The 21,036-nt window shown below is 62.9% G+C and carries 25 protein-coding genes and 1 pseudogene; 14 read left to right on the top strand and 12 right to left on the bottom strand.

What is annotated here, in order from left to right:
* A partial coding sequence (locus AC0L25_RS29950) for a TCP-1/cpn60 chaperonin family protein (protein ID WP_473598763.1) occupies positions 1-534 on the top strand: 534 nt, incomplete at its 5' end.
* Between the two features lie 307 nt (positions 535-841).
* Here AC0L25_RS29950 and AC0L25_RS29945 read toward each other — a convergent pair.
* Entirely contained in the window at positions 842-1,441 is a 600-nt protein-coding gene (locus AC0L25_RS29945; RefSeq protein WP_473598762.1) for a TetR/AcrR family transcriptional regulator, read from the bottom strand.
* Positions 1,442-1,559: 118 nt separating this feature from the next.
* Here AC0L25_RS29945 and AC0L25_RS29940 point away from each other — a divergent pair, with 118 nt between their 5' ends.
* Complete coding sequence (locus AC0L25_RS29940) at positions 1,560-2,009, top strand: OsmC family protein (RefSeq protein ID WP_473598761.1); 450 nt, start codon at positions 1,560-1,562, stop codon at positions 2,007-2,009.
* A gap of 17 nt (positions 2,010-2,026) precedes the next feature.
* The gene (locus tag AC0L25_RS29935) at positions 2,027-2,410 is read left to right on the top strand and encodes a nuclear transport factor 2 family protein (RefSeq protein WP_473598760.1); all 384 of its coding nucleotides are present in this window, start codon (positions 2,027-2,029) and stop codon (positions 2,408-2,410) included.
* Positions 2,411-2,422: 12 nt separating this feature from the next.
* Here AC0L25_RS29935 and AC0L25_RS29930 read toward each other — a convergent pair.
* A pseudogene (locus AC0L25_RS29930) lies at positions 2,423-2,716 on the bottom strand (LysE family translocator); the annotation flags it as partial.
* A gap of 497 nt (positions 2,717-3,213) precedes the next feature.
* Here AC0L25_RS29930 and AC0L25_RS29925 point away from each other — a divergent pair.
* The gene (locus AC0L25_RS29925) at positions 3,214-3,885 is read left to right on the top strand and encodes a VOC family protein (RefSeq protein WP_473598759.1); all 672 of its coding nucleotides are present in this window, start codon (positions 3,214-3,216) and stop codon (positions 3,883-3,885) included.
* Between the two features lie 140 nt (positions 3,886-4,025).
* Complete coding sequence (locus tag AC0L25_RS29920; protein WP_473598758.1) at positions 4,026-4,148, top strand: hypothetical protein; 123 nt, start codon at positions 4,026-4,028, stop codon at positions 4,146-4,148.
* A gap of 12 nt (positions 4,149-4,160) precedes the next feature.
* Here AC0L25_RS29920 and AC0L25_RS29915 read toward each other — a convergent pair whose 3' ends face one another.
* Positions 4,161-4,772 (bottom strand): LysE family translocator, encoded by a 612-nt coding sequence (locus AC0L25_RS29915; protein ID WP_473598757.1) that lies wholly within the window; start codon positions 4,770-4,772, stop codon positions 4,161-4,163.
* Between the two features lie 487 nt (positions 4,773-5,259).
* Between AC0L25_RS29915 and AC0L25_RS29910 the strand changes: the two genes are divergently transcribed.
* On the top strand, positions 5,260-6,558 hold the full coding sequence (locus AC0L25_RS29910) for a metal-dependent hydrolase family protein (protein ID WP_473598764.1): 1,299 nt from the start codon (positions 5,260-5,262) through the stop codon (positions 6,556-6,558).
* A gap of 9 nt (positions 6,559-6,567) precedes the next feature.
* Here the strand turns inward: AC0L25_RS29910 and AC0L25_RS29905 are convergent, their stop codons facing one another.
* The 5 genes from AC0L25_RS29905 to AC0L25_RS29885 form a co-directional block, all read right to left on the bottom strand.
* Positions 6,568-6,903 carry a YkgJ family cysteine cluster protein gene (locus AC0L25_RS29905; RefSeq protein WP_473598756.1) on the bottom strand — a complete coding sequence of 112 codons (336 nt, stop codon included), beginning with the start codon at positions 6,901-6,903 and terminating at the stop codon, positions 6,568-6,570.
* Positions 6,904-6,956: 53 nt separating this feature from the next.
* On the bottom strand, positions 6,957-7,124 hold the full coding sequence (locus tag AC0L25_RS29900; protein ID WP_473598755.1) for a hypothetical protein: 168 nt from the start codon (positions 7,122-7,124) through the stop codon (positions 6,957-6,959).
* A 1-nt stretch (position 7,125) separates the two neighbouring features.
* Positions 7,126-7,533, bottom strand: coding sequence for a hypothetical protein (locus AC0L25_RS29895; RefSeq protein WP_473598754.1), 408 nt, complete (start codon positions 7,531-7,533; stop codon positions 7,126-7,128).
* Positions 7,533-7,760: a hypothetical protein gene (locus tag AC0L25_RS29890; RefSeq protein WP_473598753.1), complete on the bottom strand. Its 228-nt coding sequence runs from the start codon at positions 7,758-7,760 to the stop codon at positions 7,533-7,535. The genes AC0L25_RS29895 and AC0L25_RS29890 overlap by 1 nt, the downstream gene beginning before the upstream one ends.
* Before the next feature lie 343 nt (positions 7,761-8,103).
* Positions 8,104-8,313: a cold-shock protein gene (locus AC0L25_RS29885; RefSeq protein WP_010915421.1), complete on the bottom strand. Its 210-nt coding sequence runs from the start codon at positions 8,311-8,313 to the stop codon at positions 8,104-8,106.
* Positions 8,314-8,940: 627 nt separating this feature from the next.
* Here AC0L25_RS29885 and AC0L25_RS29880 point away from each other — a divergent pair.
* Positions 8,941-9,108: a CsbD family protein gene (locus AC0L25_RS29880; protein ID WP_473598752.1), complete on the top strand. Its 168-nt coding sequence runs from the start codon at positions 8,941-8,943 to the stop codon at positions 9,106-9,108.
* Positions 9,109-9,177: 69 nt separating this feature from the next.
* On the opposite strand, the gene AC0L25_RS29875 is transcribed toward AC0L25_RS29880, so the two are convergent.
* Positions 9,178-10,308, bottom strand: coding sequence for a metallophosphoesterase (locus AC0L25_RS29875; RefSeq protein WP_473598751.1), 1,131 nt, complete (start codon positions 10,306-10,308; stop codon positions 9,178-9,180).
* A gap of 126 nt (positions 10,309-10,434) precedes the next feature.
* On the opposite strand from AC0L25_RS29875, the gene AC0L25_RS29870 reads away from it, so the two are divergent.
* Positions 10,435-11,022 (top strand): hypothetical protein, encoded by a 588-nt coding sequence (locus AC0L25_RS29870; RefSeq protein ID WP_473598750.1) that lies wholly within the window; start codon positions 10,435-10,437, stop codon positions 11,020-11,022.
* A 34-nt stretch (positions 11,023-11,056) separates the two neighbouring features.
* Here the strand turns inward: AC0L25_RS29870 and AC0L25_RS29865 are convergent, their stop codons facing one another.
* On the bottom strand, positions 11,057-11,734 hold the full coding sequence (locus AC0L25_RS29865; protein ID WP_473598749.1) for a TetR/AcrR family transcriptional regulator: 678 nt from the start codon (positions 11,732-11,734) through the stop codon (positions 11,057-11,059).
* Between the two features lie 82 nt (positions 11,735-11,816).
* On the opposite strand from AC0L25_RS29865, the gene AC0L25_RS29860 reads away from it, so the two are divergent.
* The 4 genes from AC0L25_RS29860 to AC0L25_RS29845 all read left to right on the top strand — a co-directional run bounded on the left by AC0L25_RS29860 (position 11,817) and on the right by AC0L25_RS29845 (position 15,295).
* Complete coding sequence (locus AC0L25_RS29860; RefSeq protein WP_473598748.1) at positions 11,817-12,599, top strand: NIPSNAP family protein; 783 nt, start codon at positions 11,817-11,819, stop codon at positions 12,597-12,599.
* Positions 12,600-12,746: 147 nt separating this feature from the next.
* The gene (fumC, locus tag AC0L25_RS29855; protein ID WP_473598747.1) at positions 12,747-14,144 is read left to right on the top strand and encodes a class II fumarate hydratase; all 1,398 of its coding nucleotides are present in this window, start codon (positions 12,747-12,749) and stop codon (positions 14,142-14,144) included.
* 121 nt (positions 14,145-14,265) lie between these two features.
* Positions 14,266-14,700 (top strand): DoxX family protein, encoded by a 435-nt coding sequence (locus tag AC0L25_RS29850; RefSeq protein ID WP_473598746.1) that lies wholly within the window; start codon positions 14,266-14,268, stop codon positions 14,698-14,700.
* A gap of 172 nt (positions 14,701-14,872) precedes the next feature.
* The gene (locus tag AC0L25_RS29845) at positions 14,873-15,295 is read left to right on the top strand and encodes a DoxX family protein (protein WP_473598745.1); all 423 of its coding nucleotides are present in this window, start codon (positions 14,873-14,875) and stop codon (positions 15,293-15,295) included.
* A 64-nt stretch (positions 15,296-15,359) separates the two neighbouring features.
* Here the strand turns inward: AC0L25_RS29845 and ppx are convergent, their stop codons facing one another.
* Both ppx and AC0L25_RS29835 read right to left on the bottom strand, forming a co-directional pair.
* Complete coding sequence (ppx, locus tag AC0L25_RS29840) at positions 15,360-16,895, bottom strand: exopolyphosphatase (RefSeq protein WP_473598744.1); 1,536 nt, start codon at positions 16,893-16,895, stop codon at positions 15,360-15,362.
* Positions 16,895-19,096, bottom strand: a complete 2,202-nt coding sequence (locus AC0L25_RS29835; RefSeq protein ID WP_473598743.1) for an RNA degradosome polyphosphate kinase — start codon at positions 19,094-19,096, stop codon at positions 16,895-16,897. The genes ppx and AC0L25_RS29835 overlap by 1 nt, the downstream gene beginning before the upstream one ends.
* Positions 19,097-19,414: 318 nt before the next feature.
* Here AC0L25_RS29835 and AC0L25_RS29830 point away from each other — a divergent pair, with 318 nt between their 5' ends.
* Together AC0L25_RS29830 and AC0L25_RS29825 are read left to right on the top strand one after the other, a co-directional pair.
* On the top strand, positions 19,415-19,660 hold the full coding sequence (locus tag AC0L25_RS29830; protein ID WP_029354249.1) for a zinc-finger domain-containing protein: 246 nt from the start codon (positions 19,415-19,417) through the stop codon (positions 19,658-19,660).
* 18 nt (positions 19,661-19,678) lie between these two features.
* Positions 19,679-20,914: an FAD-dependent monooxygenase gene (locus AC0L25_RS29825; protein WP_473598742.1), complete on the top strand. Its 1,236-nt coding sequence runs from the start codon at positions 19,679-19,681 to the stop codon at positions 20,912-20,914.
* The last annotated feature ends 122 nt before the right edge of the window (positions 20,915-21,036 follow it).

The raw sequence follows: 21,036 nt of genomic DNA, 5'->3' as shown, positions 1-21,036 counted from the left end.
GGCGTTGCCGTCATCCGCGTCGGCGGTGCGACCGAGATCGAAGTCAAGGAAAAGAAGGACCGCGTCGATGACGCCCTCAACGCGACCCGTGCGGCCGTCGAAGAAGGCATCGTTCCCGGCGGCGGCGTCGCACTCCTGCGCGCTTCGCTGAGCATCAAGGCTGTCGGCGCCAACTCCGACCAGACCGCTGGCATCAGCATCGTGCGCCGCGCGCTGCAGGCTCCGGCCCGCCAGATCGCGGCCAACGCCGGTGCGGAAGCATCGATCGTTGCCGGCAAGATCCTCGAGAACAAGGGCCCGACGTTCGGCTTCAACGCCCAGACCGGCGAATATGGCGACATGATCGCCATGGGTATCGTCGATCCGGTCAAGGTCGTGCGCACGGCTCTCCAGGACGCGGCCTCGGTCGCCGGCCTGCTGGTCACTACCGAAGCCATGATCGCGGAGGCTCCGAAGAAGGAGTCGGCCGGCGGCGGCATGCCCGGCGGCATGGGCGGCGGCGGCATGGGCGGCATGGGCGGTATGGATTTCTAATCCACGCATCCATCAGTCATGGAAAGGGCGGCAGCGATGCCGCCCTTTTTCGTTGATGTGGCGTTCATGCTATGAGGTGACCGTGGGATTGAGGAGCTTGATCACAAGCAAGGGGCGCATTCTACACGGGCGCGTCCCTTCGACCACTGTCACGGCATGGATCCTAGGGTCCATGCCGTTGCTTCCAGGCGTCGCGGCGGTGCAGAACATGAATCGCGGTGCAGAACATGAATCGCCGCGCTGAGGTCGGTCTTCGCCCCTTTCGGCAGCATCCGAACCAGCTTCAATCGATAACGGCCACAAAACGTCACCTCGCCTGAACAGCACCCTCTTTGGCAGGCAATGCACCCTCGATCAGCGCGGCGACTTCATCGGCCACCGCCAGCACCTGGGCGCGGTCGCGGGTGGCGCGCGCGATCACCATCAGCCCTTCCAGCGATGATTCGACAAGCAGCGCCAGAGCGCGGGCGCGGCGCTCGGGCACCCCTGCCCTGACGAAGGCCGCCTGCAGCAAGCCTATCCATTGCTCGAACGCCGACCGGCACAGTTCGGCCAGCTCCGGCACGTCGATCGGCGAGTCCAGCACCACGGGTGCGATCGGACAGCCAAGCGTGAACTGGTTGTCCTCCAGCATGCGCGCGACCGACTGAAAGATATGGTGGACGGCCACCGCCGGATCTTTTTCGGCGGCCAGCTCTGCGCCAAGCCTTTCCGTCACCTTGTCAACGCTGTCGCGGGTCACCTCGACGACCAGCTGGTCCTTGCCGCCCGGAAAGTGAAAGTAGAGCGATCCTCTTGGTGCACCGGAGGCGCTCAAGATGTCGTTGAGCGAGGTGCCGTGATAGCCGCGCTGCCTCAGCAGCAGCGCCGTCGCCTCGATCATTCGGGTGCGGGTATCATTCGCCATGTCAGCCTCTGTCAGGAGCAAAGCATTATAGGGCTTGCGCCGAATATAGCAATCGGTCTACATAATATGTAGATCAGTCTATATATTCCGACCGTTTCATCGAAGAGGAGAACGACAAATGACCATCCGTGAAGCAGAGGCCCAGTGGCAGGGCTCGTTGAAAGAAGGTTCGGGCCGGCTGCGGCTCGGCAGCGGCGTCTTCGAAGGCGCCTATTCCTTCCCGTCGCGTTTCGAGAACGGTCCCGGCACGAACCCCGAGGAACTGATTGCGGCGGCGCATGCCGGCTGCTTTTCGATGGCGCTGACCGCCATACTGGGCAGCGGCGGTCATGTCCCCGTACGGATCCACACCGTCGCCAAGGTGCATCTCGGAACGAGCACGGCCGGACCGACGCTCACCCGCATCGACCTCGAAACGGAAGCCGAGGTCCCGGGCCTGGCGCCCGAGGAATTCCAGCGCTTTGCCCAATCCGCGAAAGCAGCATGCCTCGTCTCCCGGGCTTTGGCGGGCGTCGCCGATATCAGGCTCAAGGCCGACCTCGCCACGGGCGCCGCTGCGAAAAAATGAAATCAGGAGATACCGAGATGAAACAGGGTAGCATCATCGTCCATCCAGACGACCAATCCAGACAGACGGCCGAGATCATGCGGCACTTCAATGACGTGTTCCAGCTTCATGATCCGTCGGCACTCCCGGGCCTGGTGGCCGAGGACTGCGTCATCGAAAACACCGTGCCGGCGCCGGATGGCGCCCGCCATGCCGGGCGGGAGGCGTGCGTGCGGCTGTGGTCGGCGATCGCCAGCGAACCCGGCACCCGCTTCGACCTTGAAGAGACGTTCGTCGCCGGTGAACGGGCGACAATCCGCTGGCGTTACTGGCGTGCCGACGGCAACTCCATCCGTGGCGTCAATCTGATGCGCGTAACGGACGGGCAAATCGTCGAGGCGATGGGATACGTCAAGGGCTAGCGCCGACAGGCGCTACCGGTCAGTCAGCGCCAGTTTTGCGCCGAGCGCGACGAAGGCGCCGGCGAAGGTGCGGCGCATCCAGATCAGCACCATCGGCCGCGACACGACATGGCTGCGGATCGAGGCGGCGAAGATGCCCTAGCCGGCGAAAACGACAAACGTCAAAAGCATGAAGACGCTCGAGAGCTCCAGCATCTTGGACAGCGCGTGCGGCTCGGTGGTGCTGGCGAAGAAGATCGACAGTTTCGGGTTGAGGATGTTGATCAGGATGCCGGAGGTGATCACCTTGCCGGTCGAGCGCGGCGCGCCCAGCGATGCAGCCGGCAGCGGGCGACGATCCGCTTCCATAATCGGACCCCGGACGTCAAGGCTCCGTTGTCCTGTTCAGCGGCGGTGTTTTGGAAAGGCCTTAATTTGAACTTCGGCTTGCGAACCCGGTGTGGTCTTTGCCGGGTTCTGCAGCAGGGTGTGTCCATGACCCGCAGCGGAAGTTCGCTCGCCCTCGATTGGACTTTGATTTTTTGGGAGTTGATTTGCTGCAATACAATAAGGATGCTACCATATTTGGTCGCAGTATTCTTGCTGAGTAGCGACCACCCTGCCAAAACGTAGGCGCGTTTGTCCGCCGCGAAGCGGGCGCGAGTTCGCGTTAATGTGCACATCCAGAAGAGCATCACGAGGTTCGGCGGCATAGGTGCGGCCGTGCCTCAGATCCCGCTTGCATGCATGAACAGCCACCACGGGCACCGGCCAGCGCGCGGCGTTAAAGATAACGCGACGCATCCAAACCCAAGGAGATCGTCATGAATGATATTCAGGAGCGCGGCGAAGCCGCAATCGAAACCCCGTCAGCGCGAAGGGTCGACATCAAGCTCGAAGTCGTCGTCATCCCCGTTTCGGACGTCGATCGAGCCAAGCGATTTTACGGCGGCTTGGGTTGGAGGCTCGACGCCGACATCACAGGCGACGAATTTCGTGTCATCCAGTTTACGCCTCCGGGCTCTCCGTGTTCGATAGTCTTCGGCTCAGGGGTCACCCCAGGGCCCTATGCCCGGGTCGAGCTCGATGTCCTCGAAAGCGTTGGCGAGCTCGTCGTGTCAGACATCGAGGCAGCGCGCGCCGAACTCGCCGGTCGCGGTGTCGACGTGAGCGAGGTGTACCACTATGCCGGCCGTGAAGGCCGTGTCAGCGGTCCGGACCCTGAGCGGCGCAGCTACTCCTCGTGGGCCTCCCTCAGCGATCCGTCCGGAAATGTCTGGCTGTTGCAGGAGGTCACTGCGCGAGCGCCCGGCCGCGTCGACCCCGACGACACCACATTTGTCTCGTCGGCCGAGCTCGCCGCCGCGCTCCGGCGTGCGTCTGCGGCCCATGGCGAGCACGAGAAGCGGACAGGCGGCCAGCGTGATGAGAACTGGCCCGACTGGTATGCCGAGTACATGATGGCCGAGCAGGCTGGCAAGCCGCTGCCGCTATAAGGATTGGATCACGACGTCATTTGAAACGGCAGCATCGACGCAATAGTAACCCTTCGATCGAGGTTCCAGCGCCCTCGGCGGCTCGATCGAAGTGCAGGGCGTGCGCATCCCGGCACTGACCACGCTTCGAGGCGTTAACGATGTTTCTCGAGCAGCCGCGCTTGCACGCGACCGTGCTCTATCTTCGGGCGCAGAGCGGCCTCCATCTGGCGCTATTTCATGGCGGGCAAATCGTCGAGGCGATGGGATACGTCAAGGGGTAGCGCCAACAGGCGCTACCGCTCGGTCAGCGCCAGTTTTGCGCCGAGCGTGACGAAGGCGCCGGCGAAGGCGCGGCGCATCCAGGTCAGTACCATCGGCCGCGACACGACATGGCTGCGGATCGAGGCGGCGAAGATGCCGTAGCCGACAAAGACGACAAACGTCAAAAGCATGAAGACGGTGCTGAGCTCCAGCATCTTCGACAGCGCATGCGGTTCGGTTGTGCTGACGAATTGCGGCAGGAAGGCGAAGAAGAAGATCGACAGCTTCGGGTTGAGGATGTTGATGAGGATGCCCGAGGTGATCACCTTGCCGGCAGAGCGCGGCGCGACATCCTGCCCGACGTTCAAGCCGCCGCTTTCTTTCAGTGTGTTCCACGCCATGTAGAGCAGGTAGGCGACGCCCAGATATTTCAGCGTCTCGAAGGCGAGCGCGCTGGTGTGCAGCAGCGCCGCCAGACCGGTGATGGCGGCCGCCATATGCGGAATGATGCCGAGCGTGCAGCCGAAAGCAGCGATGATGCTGGCGCGCGCGCCACGCGAAAGCCCGGCGCTCAGCGTATAGAGAACGCCGGTGCCGGGCGAAGCCACGACAATCAGCGACGTCAATAAGAATTCGATGCTCACGGATGATCCTCCGGCGTTGTTCCCTGCCGCCGGCAGCGTAGCCAGCGAACCGCGCGGGCACAAGCCAGCCCGCGGGCCGGTAGCGTCTCATCTCGAATTTCGGTTTACGACCCAAAGCGGAAATCCCTCGGCGGAATTTACACCCAAGTCCGGTAGGCGACGTTTCGTCAGAATCGTCTGTTCGCTTCCTAAGGCAAACCTTGCACTGCTAGCCCTTGGCATCATCGCGATCGACCTACTTTTCAACACGACCCTTCGCGGCGAACGTAGCCAGTCTGGAACGCTTCTTGACGACGATGCCGTATGAGCTAGAACCTGTCCTTGCGCGGTGACCACCTCCTCCTGAGGCAGGATAATCGTCATGTGTCACAAATCCTTTGGATCGCAGGAGCTGACAAAAGGCGAGGTCGTGGCGCATGCCATGTCCTGCGCCGCAGCCGTTTTCTCTGCCCGCACAGCTTTCATGATCCTTCGCTCGGGCAGAGAAATGCTTGCGGCAGCCGTCGTGTTCGGACTTTGCGCAACTGCGGCCGCTGACGACGTGCTTTTCGAAAACGTCCGCATCTTCGACGGAAAAGGCGCTGCACTTTCGGCCCCATCGAATGTGCTGGTCGAGGGCAATGTGATCGCGCGGATCTCGACAAGTCCCATCGCGGCCGAAGGCGCGCGGCGCATTGCCGGCAACGGGCGAACGCTAATGCCGGGGCTGATCGATGCGCATTGGCACGCAATGCTGATTGCGTCCACGCCGGCAGAGGCGATGGGCGACGTCGGCTTCGCCAATCTTGCGGCCGGCGACGAGGCGACGGATACGCTGATGCGCGGCTTCACCACCGTTCGCGACGTGGGCGGGCCGGCGTTCGGCCTCAAGCGCGCGATAGATCAAGGCATCATAGCGGGGCCGCGCATCTATCCGTCCGGAGCCATGATCACCGTGACCAGCGGGCATGGAGATTTCCGCCAGCTCAGCGACTTGCCTCGGACGATCGGCGGCTTGTTCACTCCCATGGAGAGGAACGGCGGCAGCATAGTTGTGGACAGCCCCGACGAGGTGCGTTTGCGTGCCCGCGAGCAGTTCATGCAGGGGGCTGCGCTGCTGAAGTTGACGGCGGGCGGCGGAGTGTCGTCGCCCCACAGCCCGCTCGACGTCACCACCTTCACCGAGCCCGAACTGCGGGCCGCCGTTGAAATTGCCGAGAATTGGGGCACCTACGTCGCCGCGCACGCCTTCACCTCGGATGCGATCCGGAAGGCTATCGCGGCTGGTGTTAAGTGCATCGAACACGGCTTCCTCATGGACGAGGCAACCGCCAAGCTGATCGCCGAAAAGGACATTTGGCTGAGCTTGCAGCCGCTTCCCGAATTGATGAGGACAGGCCTCCAAGAGGGTTCGGTCGAGCGAGCCAAGGCCGATGAGGTGTGGCCGGGCATCGGCAGGACCTACGAACTCGCGAAGAAATACAAGATCAAGACGGCATGGGGCACCGATGTCCTGTTCTCCCGCGCGTTGGCGAAGCAGCAGGGGGCAATTCTGGCGTCGCTTGTGCGTTGGTACACGCCTGCCGAAGCGCTCGTCATGGCGACCGGGACCAATGCCGAGCTGCTCGCGCTGTCGGGCCGTCGGAACCCCTATCCGGGGAAACTCGGCGTGATCGAAGAAGGCGCGCTCGCGGACCTCCTGCTCGTCGAAGGCAATCCGCTGGAGAACCTCGACGTGGTGGCCGATCCAGCCAACAACTTCAAAATCATCATGAAAGATGGCCTGATCTACAAAAACACTATCTGAGGACCGCTATCACAGCGTCGGCAGCCCATGCGCCTTGCGCGCCATCAGGCAATCGTCGCCACCGGGCATGCAGGCGCGGCAGACGTCCGGTCGGAGCTGGTAAATGCCACAGGCGGTCGACTTGCCGACCTCGCCGGCAAGCGCCGAACAGCGCACGTCGTCGCAGCGCATGCCGGATTCGTCGGCCGCCACATAGCCTTGCGGGATCCGGTCGAGCTGCGCGTCATCCTCGGTCGAGAAGCGCGGCCATTCGGCCGAATAGGAACAGCAGGCGCCGCAGCTCTGGCAATCGAAGAGAGGAGCGGCGCTCTTCTCCAGAGGTGAAAAGTCTCCGGCGCTCGCCAAGGCAAGCAGCCCTGACGCAACGGAATTCAGGTCGGCGTTTCGCGGCAAAGGCGCTATTTTTTCTTCCTGGTCTTGCGCGACGCCACTTCCGCCGGCGACTTGAACAGATCGGTCGCGTCCTCGGCGGTAACATCGGCTTTCGGCGCGGCGGCCGGCTTGGCCAGCTTTGCGGTGGCAGCGGATGCCGCCGGCTGGTCCTTGGCAGAAAATTTTATGGCCATATCAATCCTCGTCGGAGAAGCGCGATGATGGCGCATTCGGGTTGCGAAGGCGGCCGATCAGCGCCGAGACCGCCGTGATGTTCATTTCCTCGGGCGACCAGTTCCTGGTCTCCTCGATGTGCCGGGGTGCCAGCTCGCGATGCGTGCTGCCGCTATAGGCGGCATCCTGATGGGTGACGCGCTCGTGGGTCTTGGCATTTTCGCGGACATACTCGATCAGATAGTTCGGGCATTCGGAGCGGCCACGCACGCCGAGCCTGACCTGGGCATCGCCATGGGCGCGCCTGCAGCGCTCGAGCTTTTCGAGCACGCGCCGGACATATTCGACCGGCTTGTCGAGCTCTCCTACGACATCGGCGATGGTCGAATCGGCGGCGATCGCCCTTTGCGGGACGCGCTTGGTGGCCATCAGCGTTTGCCCACGCGCTTCGGCGGGGCGGCGAGCGCGGCCGCCGCAGCCATGTCGTCGGCTTCCTTTTCCAGGCGCAGCTCGCGCAGCCGCGCGGTCTTGGCTTCCCGGGCCTGGCTGACGGCATCCTGTTCGGAAATGATGCGGTTGAGTGACATGGATTGGGTCTGGGCCTTGCTGAAGATGGATTCGGCCTGGTCGCGGGGTTTCTTTGAAGTGGCGGTCAAGGTCTTTCTCCCTGTTCGGAGCATGATGCCGCAAAATGGCGAGACCGGTCTTTCGACCAGGACCACGCACAAAGCAATACGGCAGTCGGATTCAAATTGCTGAGCATCCTTAACACGTTCAAGTGAACGCGCGGTGCTCTTTTCGAATTTTTGAAGCGCCCCAAATGCAAAAGGCCAGGCATTGCCTGACCTTCCACTGGAGCGCCGCGCATCCTTTTGGACGCGCTGGCATCTTTTATCTGCGCATGATCCTTCGGAAACGAGGTCTCCGGGGTCATGCGCTGGAACCCGCCATTCACCGGTGCCAGTACATCCGTGGTCACCGGCGAGGCTGAATTCCGTTTTAGGCCGCCTTCAACTGATCGGCGGACATCTTGCCCGACTTGTTGTCGCGGACCATCTCGTAGCCGAGCTTCTGGCCCTCGACGATGTCGCGCATTCCGGCGCGCTCTACGGCCGAGATGTGGACAAAAACGTCGGCCGAGCCGTCGTCAGGCTGAATAAAACCAAAACCCTTGGTGGCGTTGAACCATTTAACTGTGCCTGTGCTCATAACGAACCCTTTCCGTGGCAAATATTCGTTCGCCGTCATGCGAATGCATAACAGCGTTTGTCTCGATTTTGATGGGGGAAGTTCGTCAAAGGCGCGCCTGGACACGCGGATAACAAAAGTCGGTCAAACAAATATCGACGAATTGCTTTTAGACTTCTTTTGGCGCCGTGTCAATTTTTTGCTTTCGCCGTGTCGGTAGCACAGGGGTTGTCCGGATTAGGTGTCTCCGTGAGGAGGGGGCCAGCGCCAGATGTTAAAAAAAATCGCACCATGCCGGGAACCATTTTGGCATCCGTGCATTTTGGGTATCGTCAGCAGTTCATGAGAGCAATCTCAGGAAAGGCTGGCACAAAGGACGCCTCCCGTGCAATAAAACGCGCGAGGGGCGTTCTTTGGTGGCGAGCGGCGACCGCCACTTAGGCCCTGGCGACCAGGACTGTCGTCTCACCGATGCTCGACGGCCGCTTGATGATCAGCGTATGTGCCATTCGCGGCGTTCTGGAAGCCCGCTTTTGATCGGGCCGGACCGGCATTCTCCTTCGCCGGCTCCGCGGATCAGTGATCTCGGAACCGAAAAACCAGCCGCCCGTTTCCCAAACGGCAGATTAATCCCCAGGAGATGCGGCCATGGTGAACAGGGATCAGGTTGCGGGCCTAGCCAAGCAGCTCAAAGGTTCGGTGAAGAAAGCCACCGGCAACAGGCGCGTCCAGGCTGAAGGCGCGGCCGACAAGATCGCCGGCAAAATGCGGAAGGCCTATGGCGACATGAAGGAAAAGCTCAGGAAGGTGCTCTGATCCCGGCGCCGCCGTTTCAATAGCAACAGGAAAGCGGCTTAGGTAGCCTTTTGTTTGCTTCAGTCGCCGCTACAAATTCAGGCTCTTGGAGAAAGCGTTGGTGAAGGCGACCTCGCCATGGTCACCGATGGCTTCGCCAAGCACCATGTCCATGCTGTCGCCGGTCACCCGCGCCAGCGCGAAGCCGCCCATGAAGGCAGCCTTCGGCTTGAACAGATCGAGCCCATCGCTGCGGTAGATCATCGGTATCTCGTGCTGGTGGCCATGGAAGATGCCGATGACGTTGTAGCCCTTCAGCGCCGCCAGCAGCGCCTGCCGGTCCGCCTCGCTCCACCAATGCGGCGCACCAGGGCCGTCATCGTCGAAGGTTCCTCTGGCGGCATCCCATCTTTCGATCGAAAAAACATCCCAACCATAGTGCTGGAACAGGATAACGGGGCGGCCGTCCGCTGCATAGGTCGCCAGATCCTGCTTCAGCCATGGCAGGCTGGAGACCGCGCCGTGGCCGGTGTCGCCGGCAAAACGATGCGTCTGGACGAGATGCAGGCCGCCCCAGTCCCATGAGTAGCAGTCGGTGTCGACATCATAGTCGGTCACCGGCACCGGCGGTTTGAAGAACACGCCGGCACGATGGTTGACCTCGACATAATCGCGCATTTCGCGGCGATACCAGTCGACGTGGTTCGGCGGACCGTTCTGGTCGAGATCGTGGTTGCCGAGCCCGACATAGACCGGCACATGCACGCGATCGGGACCGACGCCCTGCTGGTAGCGCTGGCTGAACTGGAGCAGCTGCGTGCCTTCGCTGGGCTGGGTGACCTGGCCGCCGCCGTCGTCGGTCATGTCGCCGCCGACGACGAGGCCGAGCGGCGTGCCGATGCGGCTGCCGGCCGAGCGCAGGCCGGTGGCGATACCGTTGATTTCAGTCGGCCACTCCTTCTCGCCGATGCCGTTCAATGCGGCGACACTGCGCAGCAAGGCGGCGTCGGTCTTGCCTTCCTGCTGGCAATTTGGGCTCAGCCCGCTGGCCATGCGGCAGGCATGGACATCGGCGACGAACAGGAAGGTGGCGTCGACAGGCGGAACGCGCTGCCCGGTCTGACTGAGCGCCGGTCGCGCAAGGGCGCCGGCCGCAGCAAACCCCGCCGCTTGCGCCAGGAAGCTGCGCCGGGAGAGTGATCCTGCCGAGACGCGATTCATGGCGCGAATTCAGCACAGCCGGCGCCTCTTCGTCCAGTTGCCGCGAACGGTATGTCGACACGCTGCCGCAGGTCTGGCATTGCTTTCAGGGTCAGGACTCAGCTTGTGCGGGCAAACGAGGACGCTATGAAGACTATATCCATCGGCACGGCGCTCACCATCCTGGCGAGTGCCGCCCATAGTGCCGAGTGTATTGACGCCAAGGCCGCCAAGGCCGGCTTCATTCTCGAAAGGCCCGGTATCCACAGCGAGTTTCGACCCGCGGCGGGTGGAATGGTGTCGGTTGCCAACGAATACCAGTCCCAATCGCCGCAGACGCAGTTTCTGTTCGGCGGCCTGATCGAGGTGTTTCGCGACAGCGAGACCGGTCAGCTTGCGATGATCCCGTTTTCCGATCTCAGAAAGCTGTTTCCGCTCAAGGCCGGGGCGAAGAGCAAGACCGTATTCGTCCGTCTCGCAGCGAGCAAACAACCGAAGGGCACCGAGACGCTCGAGATCAACGTCAAGGGCAAGGAGACCTTCAGCCTGGGCGACTGCAAATACAGCGTGCTCGCCGTCAGGCAGACCATCAAAAACGAGGCCGGCAAGACACAGGATGAATTCACCGCGCTCTACGCGCCCGACCTGCAGGCTGTGTTAGCCAGGCGCTATGACGAGGGCACCAACGCCGAAAGCGTGGTCGGCTACGAAGTCATCAAACCGCTGCCGAATTAGACCGGCAGGGGAGAGGTGGCCTGACGCTCCGGCATCACAAGGCTCTGTGCTGCCGCAGCCCCCTGCGACGTCGCTTCGCTCCTGCCGAGGCAGTCCCCTGCTCCAGCGCGTTCAGGCAGTCGCGCAGCACACCAGAATCCTGCGCCGTCTTGGCCATCGACATGGCGCCGGAATAGGTGGCGACCGCGAGGGCCGCGAAGCGCTGCGGATCGGTGCCCTGCTCCCTGCCCGCTTGCTGGTCGGCCCTGATCCTGTCGGCGATCGCCTCGCGCCATGCCGAAAAAATGCCGGCAAGGGCAGCGCGAAAATCCGGATCGGCGAGCGACAGCTCATGCGCCAGGTTGTTGAGCGGGCAGCCGCGCACGAAACCCTGTTGCTCCAGTTCCGCCGCCACGGCCTCGAACACGCTGCGCACGCCCTCGCGCGCCGAGCCTGCCGCCCGCACCGGCGCGATCCATGTTGCTTCGACGGCCGCGGCCACGCGCTCCTCGATCACCGCCAGCGCCAGCGCCTTCTTGGTCGGGAAATGATGATGCAGCGCGCCACCGGTGACGCCTGCTGCGGCCATCAGGTCGCCGAGACTGGAAGCGTGGTAGCCGCGCGCCTGGAAGGAGGCTTCGGCGACATCGAGCACGCGTTTGCGCAGCCCGTCCGGGTCGTTGGTGCGTTTACCGGGCCGCGCCTTTGGACGAGCGGTGATCTCTGCTGACATTTTCACACGATAGCAGATTGACAAAACAGGACAACCGGTCTGTTTTAAAACAGGATGAATACCCTGTTTTGGAGATTGTGCAATGAGCCTGCCCCCGAATGCTCCCTCGAAACCCGGCCTCAACGCCTCGCCGGTCGTCGAGCTCAGGCAGTACACGCTGAAACCCGGCCGGCGCGACACGCTGATCGGCATCTTCGACGGTCACCTGATTGAGGGTCAGGAAGCGGCTGACATGACCATCATCGGTCAGTTCCGCGATCTCGACCGGCCTGACATCTTCGTCTGGCTACGCGGCTTCGACGGCATGGGCGCGCGGAAGGATGCACTGACCGCTTTTTATGATGGGCCGGTATGGGCGGCCTGGCGCGACGCCGCCAACGCCACGATGATTTCCTCCGACGACGTGCTGTTGCTGAAACCGGCATGGCTGGGCGCGGGCTTCGATCTGTCGAACTCGCAACGGGCGGCCTTGCCGGATCGCGAAACGCCAAGCAGAAACAATCGCTTGTCGGATATTGTTGTTATCAAGATTCATCATCTGCGGCCCGGCGCCGAGGCCGACTTCGCCAGCCGCTTCGAACCCGACGCGATTCCCGTGTTGGCGGCACTTGGCGCACGGCCGCTTGCTGCTTTTGTCACCGAGCATGCCGAAAACAGCTTTCCCCGCCTGCCGGTGCGATCAGGCGAAAACGTCTTCATCAGCGTCACCGCCTTCAACAGCGCGGACGCCCATGCCCGCCACGAGGCGGCCCTTGCCGGTTCCCCGGAGTGGCAGGCATTCGAGCGGGAGGCCCAGTCATGTCTGGCTAGATCGACCGAGACCTTGCGCCTATCTCCAACCTCACAGTCGCTGCTTGGGCGGTGAGAGGCGAGCCTCTCCCTTCTCCCCCTGCGGCAGAAGGAAGAGACGTTCCTTCAACCGATTTGCATCCTTGCCGCCCGCAATCTCCGCTTGAAGCCATTTGTGCAACGCGATACGCCGGTCCCGAATTCGACAGATCGGAGAGATCCCGTGAGCGCGTCAGAGACCAGAACCGAAACCGACACATTCGGTCCCATCGAGGTCGCCGCCGACCGCTACTGGGGCGCGCAGGCCCAGCGTTCGCTGGGCAATTTCAGGATCGGCTGGGAAAAGCAGCCGGCGTCGATCGTTCGCGCGCTCGGCATCGTCAAGCGGGCGGCGGCCGAAACCAATATGGAGTTGAAGCGGCTCGACCCGGCCATCGGCAAGGCGATCATCGAAGCCTCCCAGGAAGTCATCGACGGCAAGCTCAACGATCATTTCCCGCTGGTCGTCTGGCAGACCGGCTCGGGCACGCAATCCAACATGAACGCCAACGAGGTGATCTCCAATCGGGCGATCGAACTGCTGGGCGGTGTCATGGGATCCAAGAAACCGGTGCATCCCAACGACCACGTCAATATGAGCCAGTCGTCGAACGATACCTATCCGACGGCCATGCACATCGCCTGCGCGGAGCGCATCGTGCACGACCTGTTGCCGGCGCTGAAGCATTTGCATGCGGCGCTCGAAGCCAAGACCAAAGCTTTCGCCCACATCATCAAGATCGGCCGCACGCATACGCAGGACGCGACGCCCCTCACCCTTGGCCAGGAATTCTCAGGCTATGCCGCGCAGGTCGCCTCGTCGATCAAACGTATCGAGATGACGCTGCCAGGTCTGCAGGAACTGGCGCAAGGCGGCACCGCCGTCGGCACCGGTCTCAACGCGCCGGTCGGTTTTGCCGAGAAGGTGGCGGCGCGAATCGCTGACATCACCGGCATCGCGTTCGTCACCGCGCCGAACAAGTTCGAGGCGCTGGCGGCCCATGATTCCATGGTGTTCTCGCATGGCGCCATCAACGCCTGCGCCGGCGCCCTGTTCAAGATTGCCAACGACATTCGTCTGCTCGGCTCCGGCCCGCGCTCCGGCCTTGGTGAACTGTCTCTGCCGGAAAACGAACCGGGTTCATCGATCATGCCGGGCAAGGTCAACCCCACCCAGTGCGAGGCGTTGACGCAGGTCTGCATCCAGGTGTTCGGCAACAATGCGGCTGTGACCTTCGCCGGCAGCCAGGGCCATTTCGAGCTCAACGTCTACAATCCGCTGATGGCCTATAATTTCCTGCAGTCGGTGCAGCTGCTCGCCGACGCCTCCATCTCGTTTACCGACAATTGCGTCGTTGGCATCGAGGCGCGGGAAGACAATATCAAGGCCGCCCTCGACCGCTCGCTGATGCTGGTGACAGCACTGGCGCCGACCATCGGGTACGACAATGCCGCCAAAATCGCCAAGACCGCGCACAAGAACGGCACGACCTTGCGCGAGGAAGCGCTGGCCACCGGGCTGGTCACCGAAGCCGACTATGACCGCCTGGTGCGGCCGGAGGACATGACGCATCCCGGATGATCTTGCGCTATCGCAAAAACGTTACCGCGGTGAACAATCTGTAACCAAATCTACACCTTTGGTGAACAGTCGCCCTGCTCTATGTGGATGGGCAACGCAACCCTTCTGGAGAGAGTCCACCATGTCCACCAACACGTCCGTTGCCGGTTCCGGCACCGTTTCCAACGCCGCTTTCAACGCCTCAGGCACCATCCTGCTTGGCCGCGTCCTGCTTTCAGTCATCTTCGTGCTTTCCGGTTTCGGCAAGCTCAACGCGATCGCCGGCACCGCCGGCTACTTCGGCAGCATGGGCCTGCCGATGCCGACCGTAACGGCTGTAGTCGTCGGCCTGATCGAGCTGCTCGGCGGTCTCGCCATTCTCATCGGCTTTCAGACCCGGATCACCGCCTGGGTGCTGGCAATCTTCACCGTCGCCACGGGGCTGGTCGCCCACACCGGCTGGGCCGATCAGATGCAGATGATCAGCTTCATGAAGAACCTGGCGATTGCGGGCGGCTTCCTCGTGCTGGCTTCCTCGGGCGCCGGCGCCTATTCGGTCGACGCCAAGCGCGGCTGAAGCGGTCCAGGAACGATTTGCACCAAGGGGCGCGGAATTTTCCGCGTCCCTTTTTCGTTGTCGATCTACCAGATTTCGATTGGTCGGACCGAGTGCCTGATCCGAATTTCTGCTAAGAATGAGGCGTCGGGGAAGAACAGGTCAACCGGCCTGGCCGACATCGAGGTGACCAATGCCCCGCAATGCGCTGCTTCTGTTTTCCCGACTGCTTCTCGCCGCGCTATTCGTTCCGTCCGGCTTCCACGCGCTTACCGACATCGCCGGCACATCAGGTTACTTTGCCGGCCTCGGCCTGCCGCTGCCCACGCTCGCAGCCTGGGCGACGGGGCTGTTCGAGCTGATCGCCGGACTGCTCATCCTCGTCGGCCTTAACACCTCGATCGCGGCGCTCCTGCTTGCCGCCTTCTGCATTGCAGCAGGTTTCATCGGCCATTATGGCCGGGGCGGCGACGATCCGATGCTGACCTTCATGCATTCGCAGATGCTGATGAAGGACATCGCCCTATCAGGCGGTTTTCTGGCGCTGGCGATGGCTGGCGCAGGCGCCTATTCGTTCGATGGGCGGATATTTCGGATCGGCTCTGAAACGACTTGACCGGCACAAGCTGCCAAACTTAGCCAGATTACTTGCCTGAGCCATATTACTTGCCTGAGCCAGATTACTTGGCTGGCATATTGGGGCCGCCCTCGACCGCCAGCACCAGCCGGCGGTTGGTGACCCTCGCCAGCTGTGCCAGCCGGCCGGCCGGGCGCTCGCCGTAAAGGTCGGCCAGCGGCGCCGGCAGCACCAGCGCAAGCACGCCATTGCCGCGGCTTTCCCATTTCAGCCGCGGCATGACGCCCGGCATCGCCGCCGTCAGCAGGTAGACGACGCGCATCACGGCGGCCAGGACGCGGGCGCGCTCGATATAGCGCGGCGTTGCCAGCGCCTTGATTTCCGGCGCGATCGATTCGTTGAAGATGCCCTCATGACGGTAGGCGTTGGCCAGCGCAAGGAAGGCGCGGCCGGGATGGTCGACGCCGATGAAGGAGGCGTGGGCAATGATGTTGAGCGACTGCTTGCCGCGATATTCGGGATGCGCGCGCCAGCCGATGTCGGCAAGCAGACAGGCGGCCTGGCGGTAACGCGCCTCGTCGACGGTCTCCTCGATGCCGAAGGCGGCGAAGGTCTTGCCCGTCCACTCGACAAGCTCATGCGCGTGGGTGACCGAGCGCGAACGCAGCCGGGCGAGTTCCTCCGAGGCTGAGATCAGCGGATCTGCCTTCTGCTCGGCTTTGTCGAGCAGCGAGTAGAGAAAGCCCTCGCGCACGCCCAGCGCCGAGACGATGATCTTGGACGGCTGCATCGCCGCCATGATCTCCTGCAGCACGATGGCGCCATAAGGCAGCAGCGAGCGGCGGTTCTTTGAGACGCCCTCGATACCCCGTATCTTCTCGATCTCGCCCTTGGCGACCTGCTTGAGGAAGTTCGCAGCGCTGTCGATGCCGATCTCGTAATGGTGCATGACGCTCAGCGGATAGCTGGTCATTTCCATGTACAGCCGGGCGAGGTTTCGCCAGGTGCCGCCGACCGCATAGAACGGCCTGCCCTGTCCGCCTTTCAGGAGCTTTGCCTTCGCGAGCTCGTCGCGCGCTATCTTTGCCGCCTGGGCCAGTGAGTTCTTGGCCATGTCCTGCAGGCGCAGGCCGCCCAGCGGCAGCGTGATGCCATCGCCGATTGCCTCGCCATCAACGTCGACCAGTTCGAGGCTGCCGCCGCCGAGGTCGCCGGCGATGCCGTTGGCCGGGTGGAAGCCGGAAATGACGCCGAGTGCGGAATAATGCGCTTCCTGGCGCCCGCTCAGCACCTGGACCTCGGTCTTGAGCACATCTTCGGCGCGGTGGATGAAATCGGGGCCGTTGACCGCCTCGCGGGCGGCGGCGGTTGCCAGCACGTACATATGCTCGGCGCCGGCCTGCTCGGAAAGCGCGCGAAAACGCCGGAATTCTTCCATCGAGCGGGTCACCGCCTCGGGATCGAGCTTTCCGGTCGAGACGATGCCGCGGCCGAGGCCGGCCAGCATCTTTTCGTTGAACAGCGTGGTCGGTGAGCGCGCCAGCCCCTCATAGACGACAAGACGGATCGAGTTCGACCCGATGTCGATGATGGACAGCGGTCGGCGGTCCTGAAGCCGGCCCTGGGACGTTGAAATCATCAGCCGGTCGCTGCGGCGTTTTTCTTGCGGCGCTTGAACTGCGCGATGCGCTTGGGCGCATGCGATTTCAGCGCATCGCCCCGTCCGGAAAGGCTCGGATTGGTCATGAAATATTCCTGCGCGTTGAACGGTTCCTCGCCCTCCTCAAGCGTGGCGCGCCGGGAGGTTCCGTCAGCCAATACGTCGAAACTTTGCTGGTTGTCCATGATGTTGCCCAGCATGATCTGGCCGAGGACTTGTTCATGCACCGTTGGATTGGTGATCGGCACCATGGTTTCGACGCGGCGGTCGAGATTGCGCGGCATCAAATCGGCCGATGAGATGTAGACGACCGCCCCGTCCGACGGCAATCCGTGGCCGTTGCCGAAACAATAGATGCGACTGTGTTCGAGGAAGCGGCCGACGATCGACTTGACCCTTATGTTCTCCGACAGGCCCGGCACCTGGGGCCGCAGGCAGCAGATGCCGCGCACGACGAGATCGATCTCGACGCCAGCGCGGCTGGCGTCATAGAGCGCGTCGATGATGATCGGGTCGACCAGCGAATTCATCTTCATCCAGATGCGGGCCGGCCTGCCCTCCAGCGCATGGGCAATCTCGTCCGAAATGTGCTTGAGGATACGTTTGCGCAGCGTGAACGGCGAGATGGCCAGCCGCATCTCATCGGTCGGCTCGGCGTAGCCGGTGATGAAATTGAAAAGCTGGGCGACATCGCGGGCGATCGTCGGAGCGGTGGTGAAAAAAGACAGGTCGGTGTAGATGCGCGCGGTGACCGGGTGGTAGTTGCCGGTGCCGAGATGCACGTAGTTGCGCAGCTTGCCGTCCTCGCGCCGCACCACCAGCGACATTTTCGCGTGGGTCTTCAACTCGAGGAAGCCGAACACGACCTGAACGCCGGCGCGCTCGAGGTCGCGCGCCCAGCGGATGTTGGCTTCCTCGTCGAAGCGCGCCTTGAGCTCGACCAGCGCCGTCACCGACTTGCCGGCCTCCGCCGCGTCGACCAAAGCGCGCACGATCGGGCTGTCGTTTGAGGTGCGATAGAGCGTCTGCTTGATCGCCACCACTTCCGGGTCGGCCATCGCCTGGCGCAGAAACTGCACCACCACGTCGAAGGATTCGTAGGGATGATGAACGATGATGTCCTTCTCGCGGATGGCGGCAAAACAGTCACCGCCATGCTCGCGGATGCGCTCGGGAAAGCGCGGATTATAGGGCGTGAATTTGAGATCGTCGCGGGCGATGGCGACGATCTCGGAAATCTGGCTGAGAGCCAGCGGACCGGTGAGCACGCTGATGCGGCTCGACGAGACGGCAAGCTCGCCGGCGACGAACTCGCGCAGTTCGGCCGGCATCAGCTTATCGAATTCGATGCGGATGACCGAGCCGCGGCGGCGGCGCTTCAGCGCCGTCTCGAACAGGCGCACGAGATCCTCGGACTCCTCCTCAACCTCGATGTCACTGTCGCGGATGATGCGGAACGTGCCGGAGCCCTTGACTTCGTAGCCGGGGAACAGCTTGCCGATATAGAGACCGACCGCCTCTTCCAGCGGAATGAAGCGGACATGACGCTTGCGGTCAGGCAAGCGGATGAAGCGCTTCAGCGCCACCGGCAGACGCAGCAGCGCGCTCATCTCTTCGCCATTCCTGCGATGGCGCAGTTGCAGGGCCATCGAGAAGCCGAGATTGGGAATGAACGGGAACGGATGCGCCGGGTCGATCGAAAGCGGTGTGAGCACCGGAAACACCTGCTCCTGGAAATGATCCTCGAGCCAGGTCTTCTCGTCCTTGGTCAGCGCATCGCGGCTGATGCTCTCGATGCCTTCCTTGTCGAGCAGCAGCATCAGCGCGGAAAGGCTCTTCTGCTGGTCCTCCTGCAGGCGCTCGACCTCGCGCAGCAATTGTTCCAGCTGTTGTTCGGGGGTGCGGCCGTCCGGGCTCTTCAGCTTGATGCCTTCGCGAACCTGGCCGGCGAGCCCGGCGACACGGACCATGAAGAACTCGTCGAGATTGGCGGCCGAAATCGACAGGAAGCGGACACGCTCGAGCAGCGGATGATTGGCGTTCAGCGATTCCTCGAGGACGCGGCGGTTGAATTGCAGCCAGGAAAACTCGCGGTTGACGAAGCGGTCCGGGTTGCCGCCCTCTGGGCTCGCCACCTCGACAGTGGTGAATTCGCTCTGCACCGGCTTTAATTCGTTCATGGTTCCTGCTCGTTTCGCACCCGCTGGCCACAGCGTCGCGCGTCTTTGCGGACGCGCAAAGGACGCTCTACCACTCTTAAGCTACGCACGATCCCCAGCGAACCGAATTCGGTTTTCGGGGCCATGCCTTAACCGGCTTAGCTTATCCTGTGACAGGCTTTTACGACAGTTTGATTTCATCGATCTTGCAAAGAGACAGCTTATGATCCAGATGCAATCCAGCTACAGCGCGGCGCGTTCCTTGGACGCGCACAGGACGCGGTGGAATTTTGATTTTGCGCATGATCCGGGGTCATGCGGCAAATGCAGGAGACGACGATGGCAGGCGGTTCCATTCCCCATTTCCAGAACGATGCGGGCTATGCGGCGATCGACATCGGCGTCAAGGAGTTCATGTGCACCGGCGCCAACCCGCCTTTCGACCATCCGCATGTGTTTCTCGACATGGGAGACGACAATGAAAAGGTCTGCCCCTATTGCTCGACGCTTTATCGCTATTCGCCAAAGCTGAAGGCGACGGAAACGCAGCCTGCGGGATGCCTCTATATCGACCAGGCCGCCTGACACGCGCACGCCATCCCCATGGACGACACCCGGTCCCGGCAGGTTGTTATCGCCGGAGCCGGCGTCGCCGGACTGACTGCGGCGCTGGCATTTTCCGAGCGCGGCTATCTGGTGCGGCTGTTCGAACAGGCGCCGCGCCTCGAAGCGGCCGGCGCCGGTATCCAGCTCTCACCCAACGCAACGCGCATCCTTCGCCAGCTCGGCGTGCTCGACCGGCTGTTGCCGGCGGCGGTGCGGCCGGAGGCGGTCGTGCTCAAGGACGCCGCCACGCTGCGCGAGCTGGCGCGGGTGCCGCTTGGCGAAGCAGCCGAAGGGCGCTGGCAGGCCCCCTATCTCGTCGCTCATCGGGCTGACCTGCAAGACGCGCTGATGGCGCGCCTTGCCGAACAGCCGGAAATCAGTCTCGTCACCGGCGCGCGCGTCGGCGGCGTCGCCGCAGGACCGCGCCATACTACGGCAACAGTCGAGATTGCCGGCAAGACAGTCGAAGCCGACGGCTTTCTGCTGATCGGCGCCGACGGCGTCTGGTCGGCTATCCGCGCTTTTGGCGGGTTTGCGGCCAAAAGCCGGTTTTCGGGCGAGCTTGCCTGGCGCGCTACGATCAGTGCAGACAGTGTCGCGGGAGAAGCGCTTGCGGCGGTCGGCGCCGCCAATTGCGTGACCACCTTCCTGCATCCCGGCTTCCACCTCGTCGCCTATCCGGTCAGCAACGGCACGGCGTTCAACCTGGCCGCCTTCACCAGGGGCGAGATCATCGCCGAGAGCTGGCCGGGCCACGCCGACACCAACATCCTCGTCGGCGCCATGCATGGCACGGCGGCAGCACTGGCCCGGCTTGCCGAGGATGCCGGCCCCTGGACCGCATGGCCGATCCATACGGTCGACCAGGCACAGCCATGGACGACGCCCGCCGGCATCGCGCTGATCGGCGATGCGGCGCATGCGATGACGCCGTTTGCGGCGCAGGGCGCGGCGATGGCGATCGAGGATGCCGCAACCCTTGCCGGCTTTGTCGCCGCCTCGCCTGCCGACCCCTGGAGCGCGCTTGCCGCCTGGGAAAAGATGCGGCGGCCGCGCATCGCCAAGGTCACCCGCCGCGGTGCCGTCAACCGCTTCGCCTGGCATGCAGCGGGGCCGGTGGCCGTCGCGCGCAACCTGTTTCTGAAGCTGCGCCCGCCGGAAAAGCTCGCGGCCGATCTCGACTGGCTCTATGGCTGGAACCGGGACACTCTACAGTTTAGGTCGTCGACGTAGCTATCCTTCCCACCCCCCTCTGTCCTGCCGGACATCTCCCCCACAAGGGCAGGGGAATCGCGTTTGAGTAGATGGGAAATTGCTTGCCAATTGGCGGGTTGTGGATTCTTGGGAGGACTCCG

This window comes from Mesorhizobium sp. WSM4813 (assembly GCF_055811555.1).
This window is presented reverse-complemented; position numbering and strand designations above follow the sequence as displayed.

Bases quoted from the DNA above. Each gene is read 5' to 3' on its own strand.
- AC0L25_RS29945 (WP_473598762.1), bottom strand. From the start codon at position 1,441: ATGGCGAATGATACCCGCACCCGAATGATCGAGGCGACGGCGCTGCTG.
- AC0L25_RS29940 (WP_473598761.1), top strand. From the start codon at position 1,560: ATGACCATCCGTGAAGCAGAGGCCCAGTGGCAGGGCTCGTTGAAAGAA.
- AC0L25_RS29935 (WP_473598760.1), top strand. From the start codon at position 2,027: ATGAAACAGGGTAGCATCATCGTCCATCCAGACGACCAATCCAGACAG.
- AC0L25_RS29925 (WP_473598759.1), top strand. From the start codon at position 3,214: ATGAATGATATTCAGGAGCGCGGCGAAGCCGCAATCGAAACCCCGTCA.
- AC0L25_RS29920 (WP_473598758.1), top strand. From the start codon at position 4,026: ATGTTTCTCGAGCAGCCGCGCTTGCACGCGACCGTGCTCTATCTTCGG.
- AC0L25_RS29910 (WP_473598764.1), top strand. From the start codon at position 5,260: ATGCTTGCGGCAGCCGTCGTGTTCGGACTTTGCGCAACTGCGGCCGCT.
- AC0L25_RS29900 (WP_473598755.1), bottom strand. From the start codon at position 7,124: ATGGCCATAAAATTTTCTGCCAAGGACCAGCCGGCGGCATCCGCTGCC.
- AC0L25_RS29895 (WP_473598754.1), bottom strand. From the start codon at position 7,533: ATGGCCACCAAGCGCGTCCCGCAAAGGGCGATCGCCGCCGATTCGACC.
- AC0L25_RS29885 (WP_010915421.1), bottom strand. From the start codon at position 8,313: ATGAGCACAGGCACAGTTAAATGGTTCAACGCCACCAAGGGTTTTGGT.
- AC0L25_RS29880 (WP_473598752.1), top strand. From the start codon at position 8,941: ATGGTGAACAGGGATCAGGTTGCGGGCCTAGCCAAGCAGCTCAAAGGT.
- AC0L25_RS29875 (WP_473598751.1), bottom strand. From the start codon at position 10,308: ATGAATCGCGTCTCGGCAGGATCACTCTCCCGGCGCAGCTTCCTGGCG.
- AC0L25_RS29870 (WP_473598750.1), top strand. From the start codon at position 10,435: ATGAAGACTATATCCATCGGCACGGCGCTCACCATCCTGGCGAGTGCC.
- AC0L25_RS29865 (WP_473598749.1), bottom strand. From the start codon at position 11,734: ATGTCAGCAGAGATCACCGCTCGTCCAAAGGCGCGGCCCGGTAAACGC.
- AC0L25_RS29860 (WP_473598748.1), top strand. From the start codon at position 11,817: ATGAGCCTGCCCCCGAATGCTCCCTCGAAACCCGGCCTCAACGCCTCG.
- AC0L25_RS29850 (WP_473598746.1), top strand. From the start codon at position 14,266: ATGTCCACCAACACGTCCGTTGCCGGTTCCGGCACCGTTTCCAACGCC.
- AC0L25_RS29845 (WP_473598745.1), top strand. From the start codon at position 14,873: ATGCCCCGCAATGCGCTGCTTCTGTTTTCCCGACTGCTTCTCGCCGCG.
- ppx (WP_473598744.1), bottom strand. From the start codon at position 16,895: ATGATTTCAACGTCCCAGGGCCGGCTTCAGGACCGCCGACCGCTGTCC.
- AC0L25_RS29835 (WP_473598743.1), bottom strand. From the start codon at position 19,096: ATGAACGAATTAAAGCCGGTGCAGAGCGAATTCACCACTGTCGAGGTG.
- AC0L25_RS29830 (WP_029354249.1), top strand. From the start codon at position 19,415: ATGGCAGGCGGTTCCATTCCCCATTTCCAGAACGATGCGGGCTATGCG.
- AC0L25_RS29825 (WP_473598742.1), top strand. From the start codon at position 19,679: ATGGACGACACCCGGTCCCGGCAGGTTGTTATCGCCGGAGCCGGCGTC.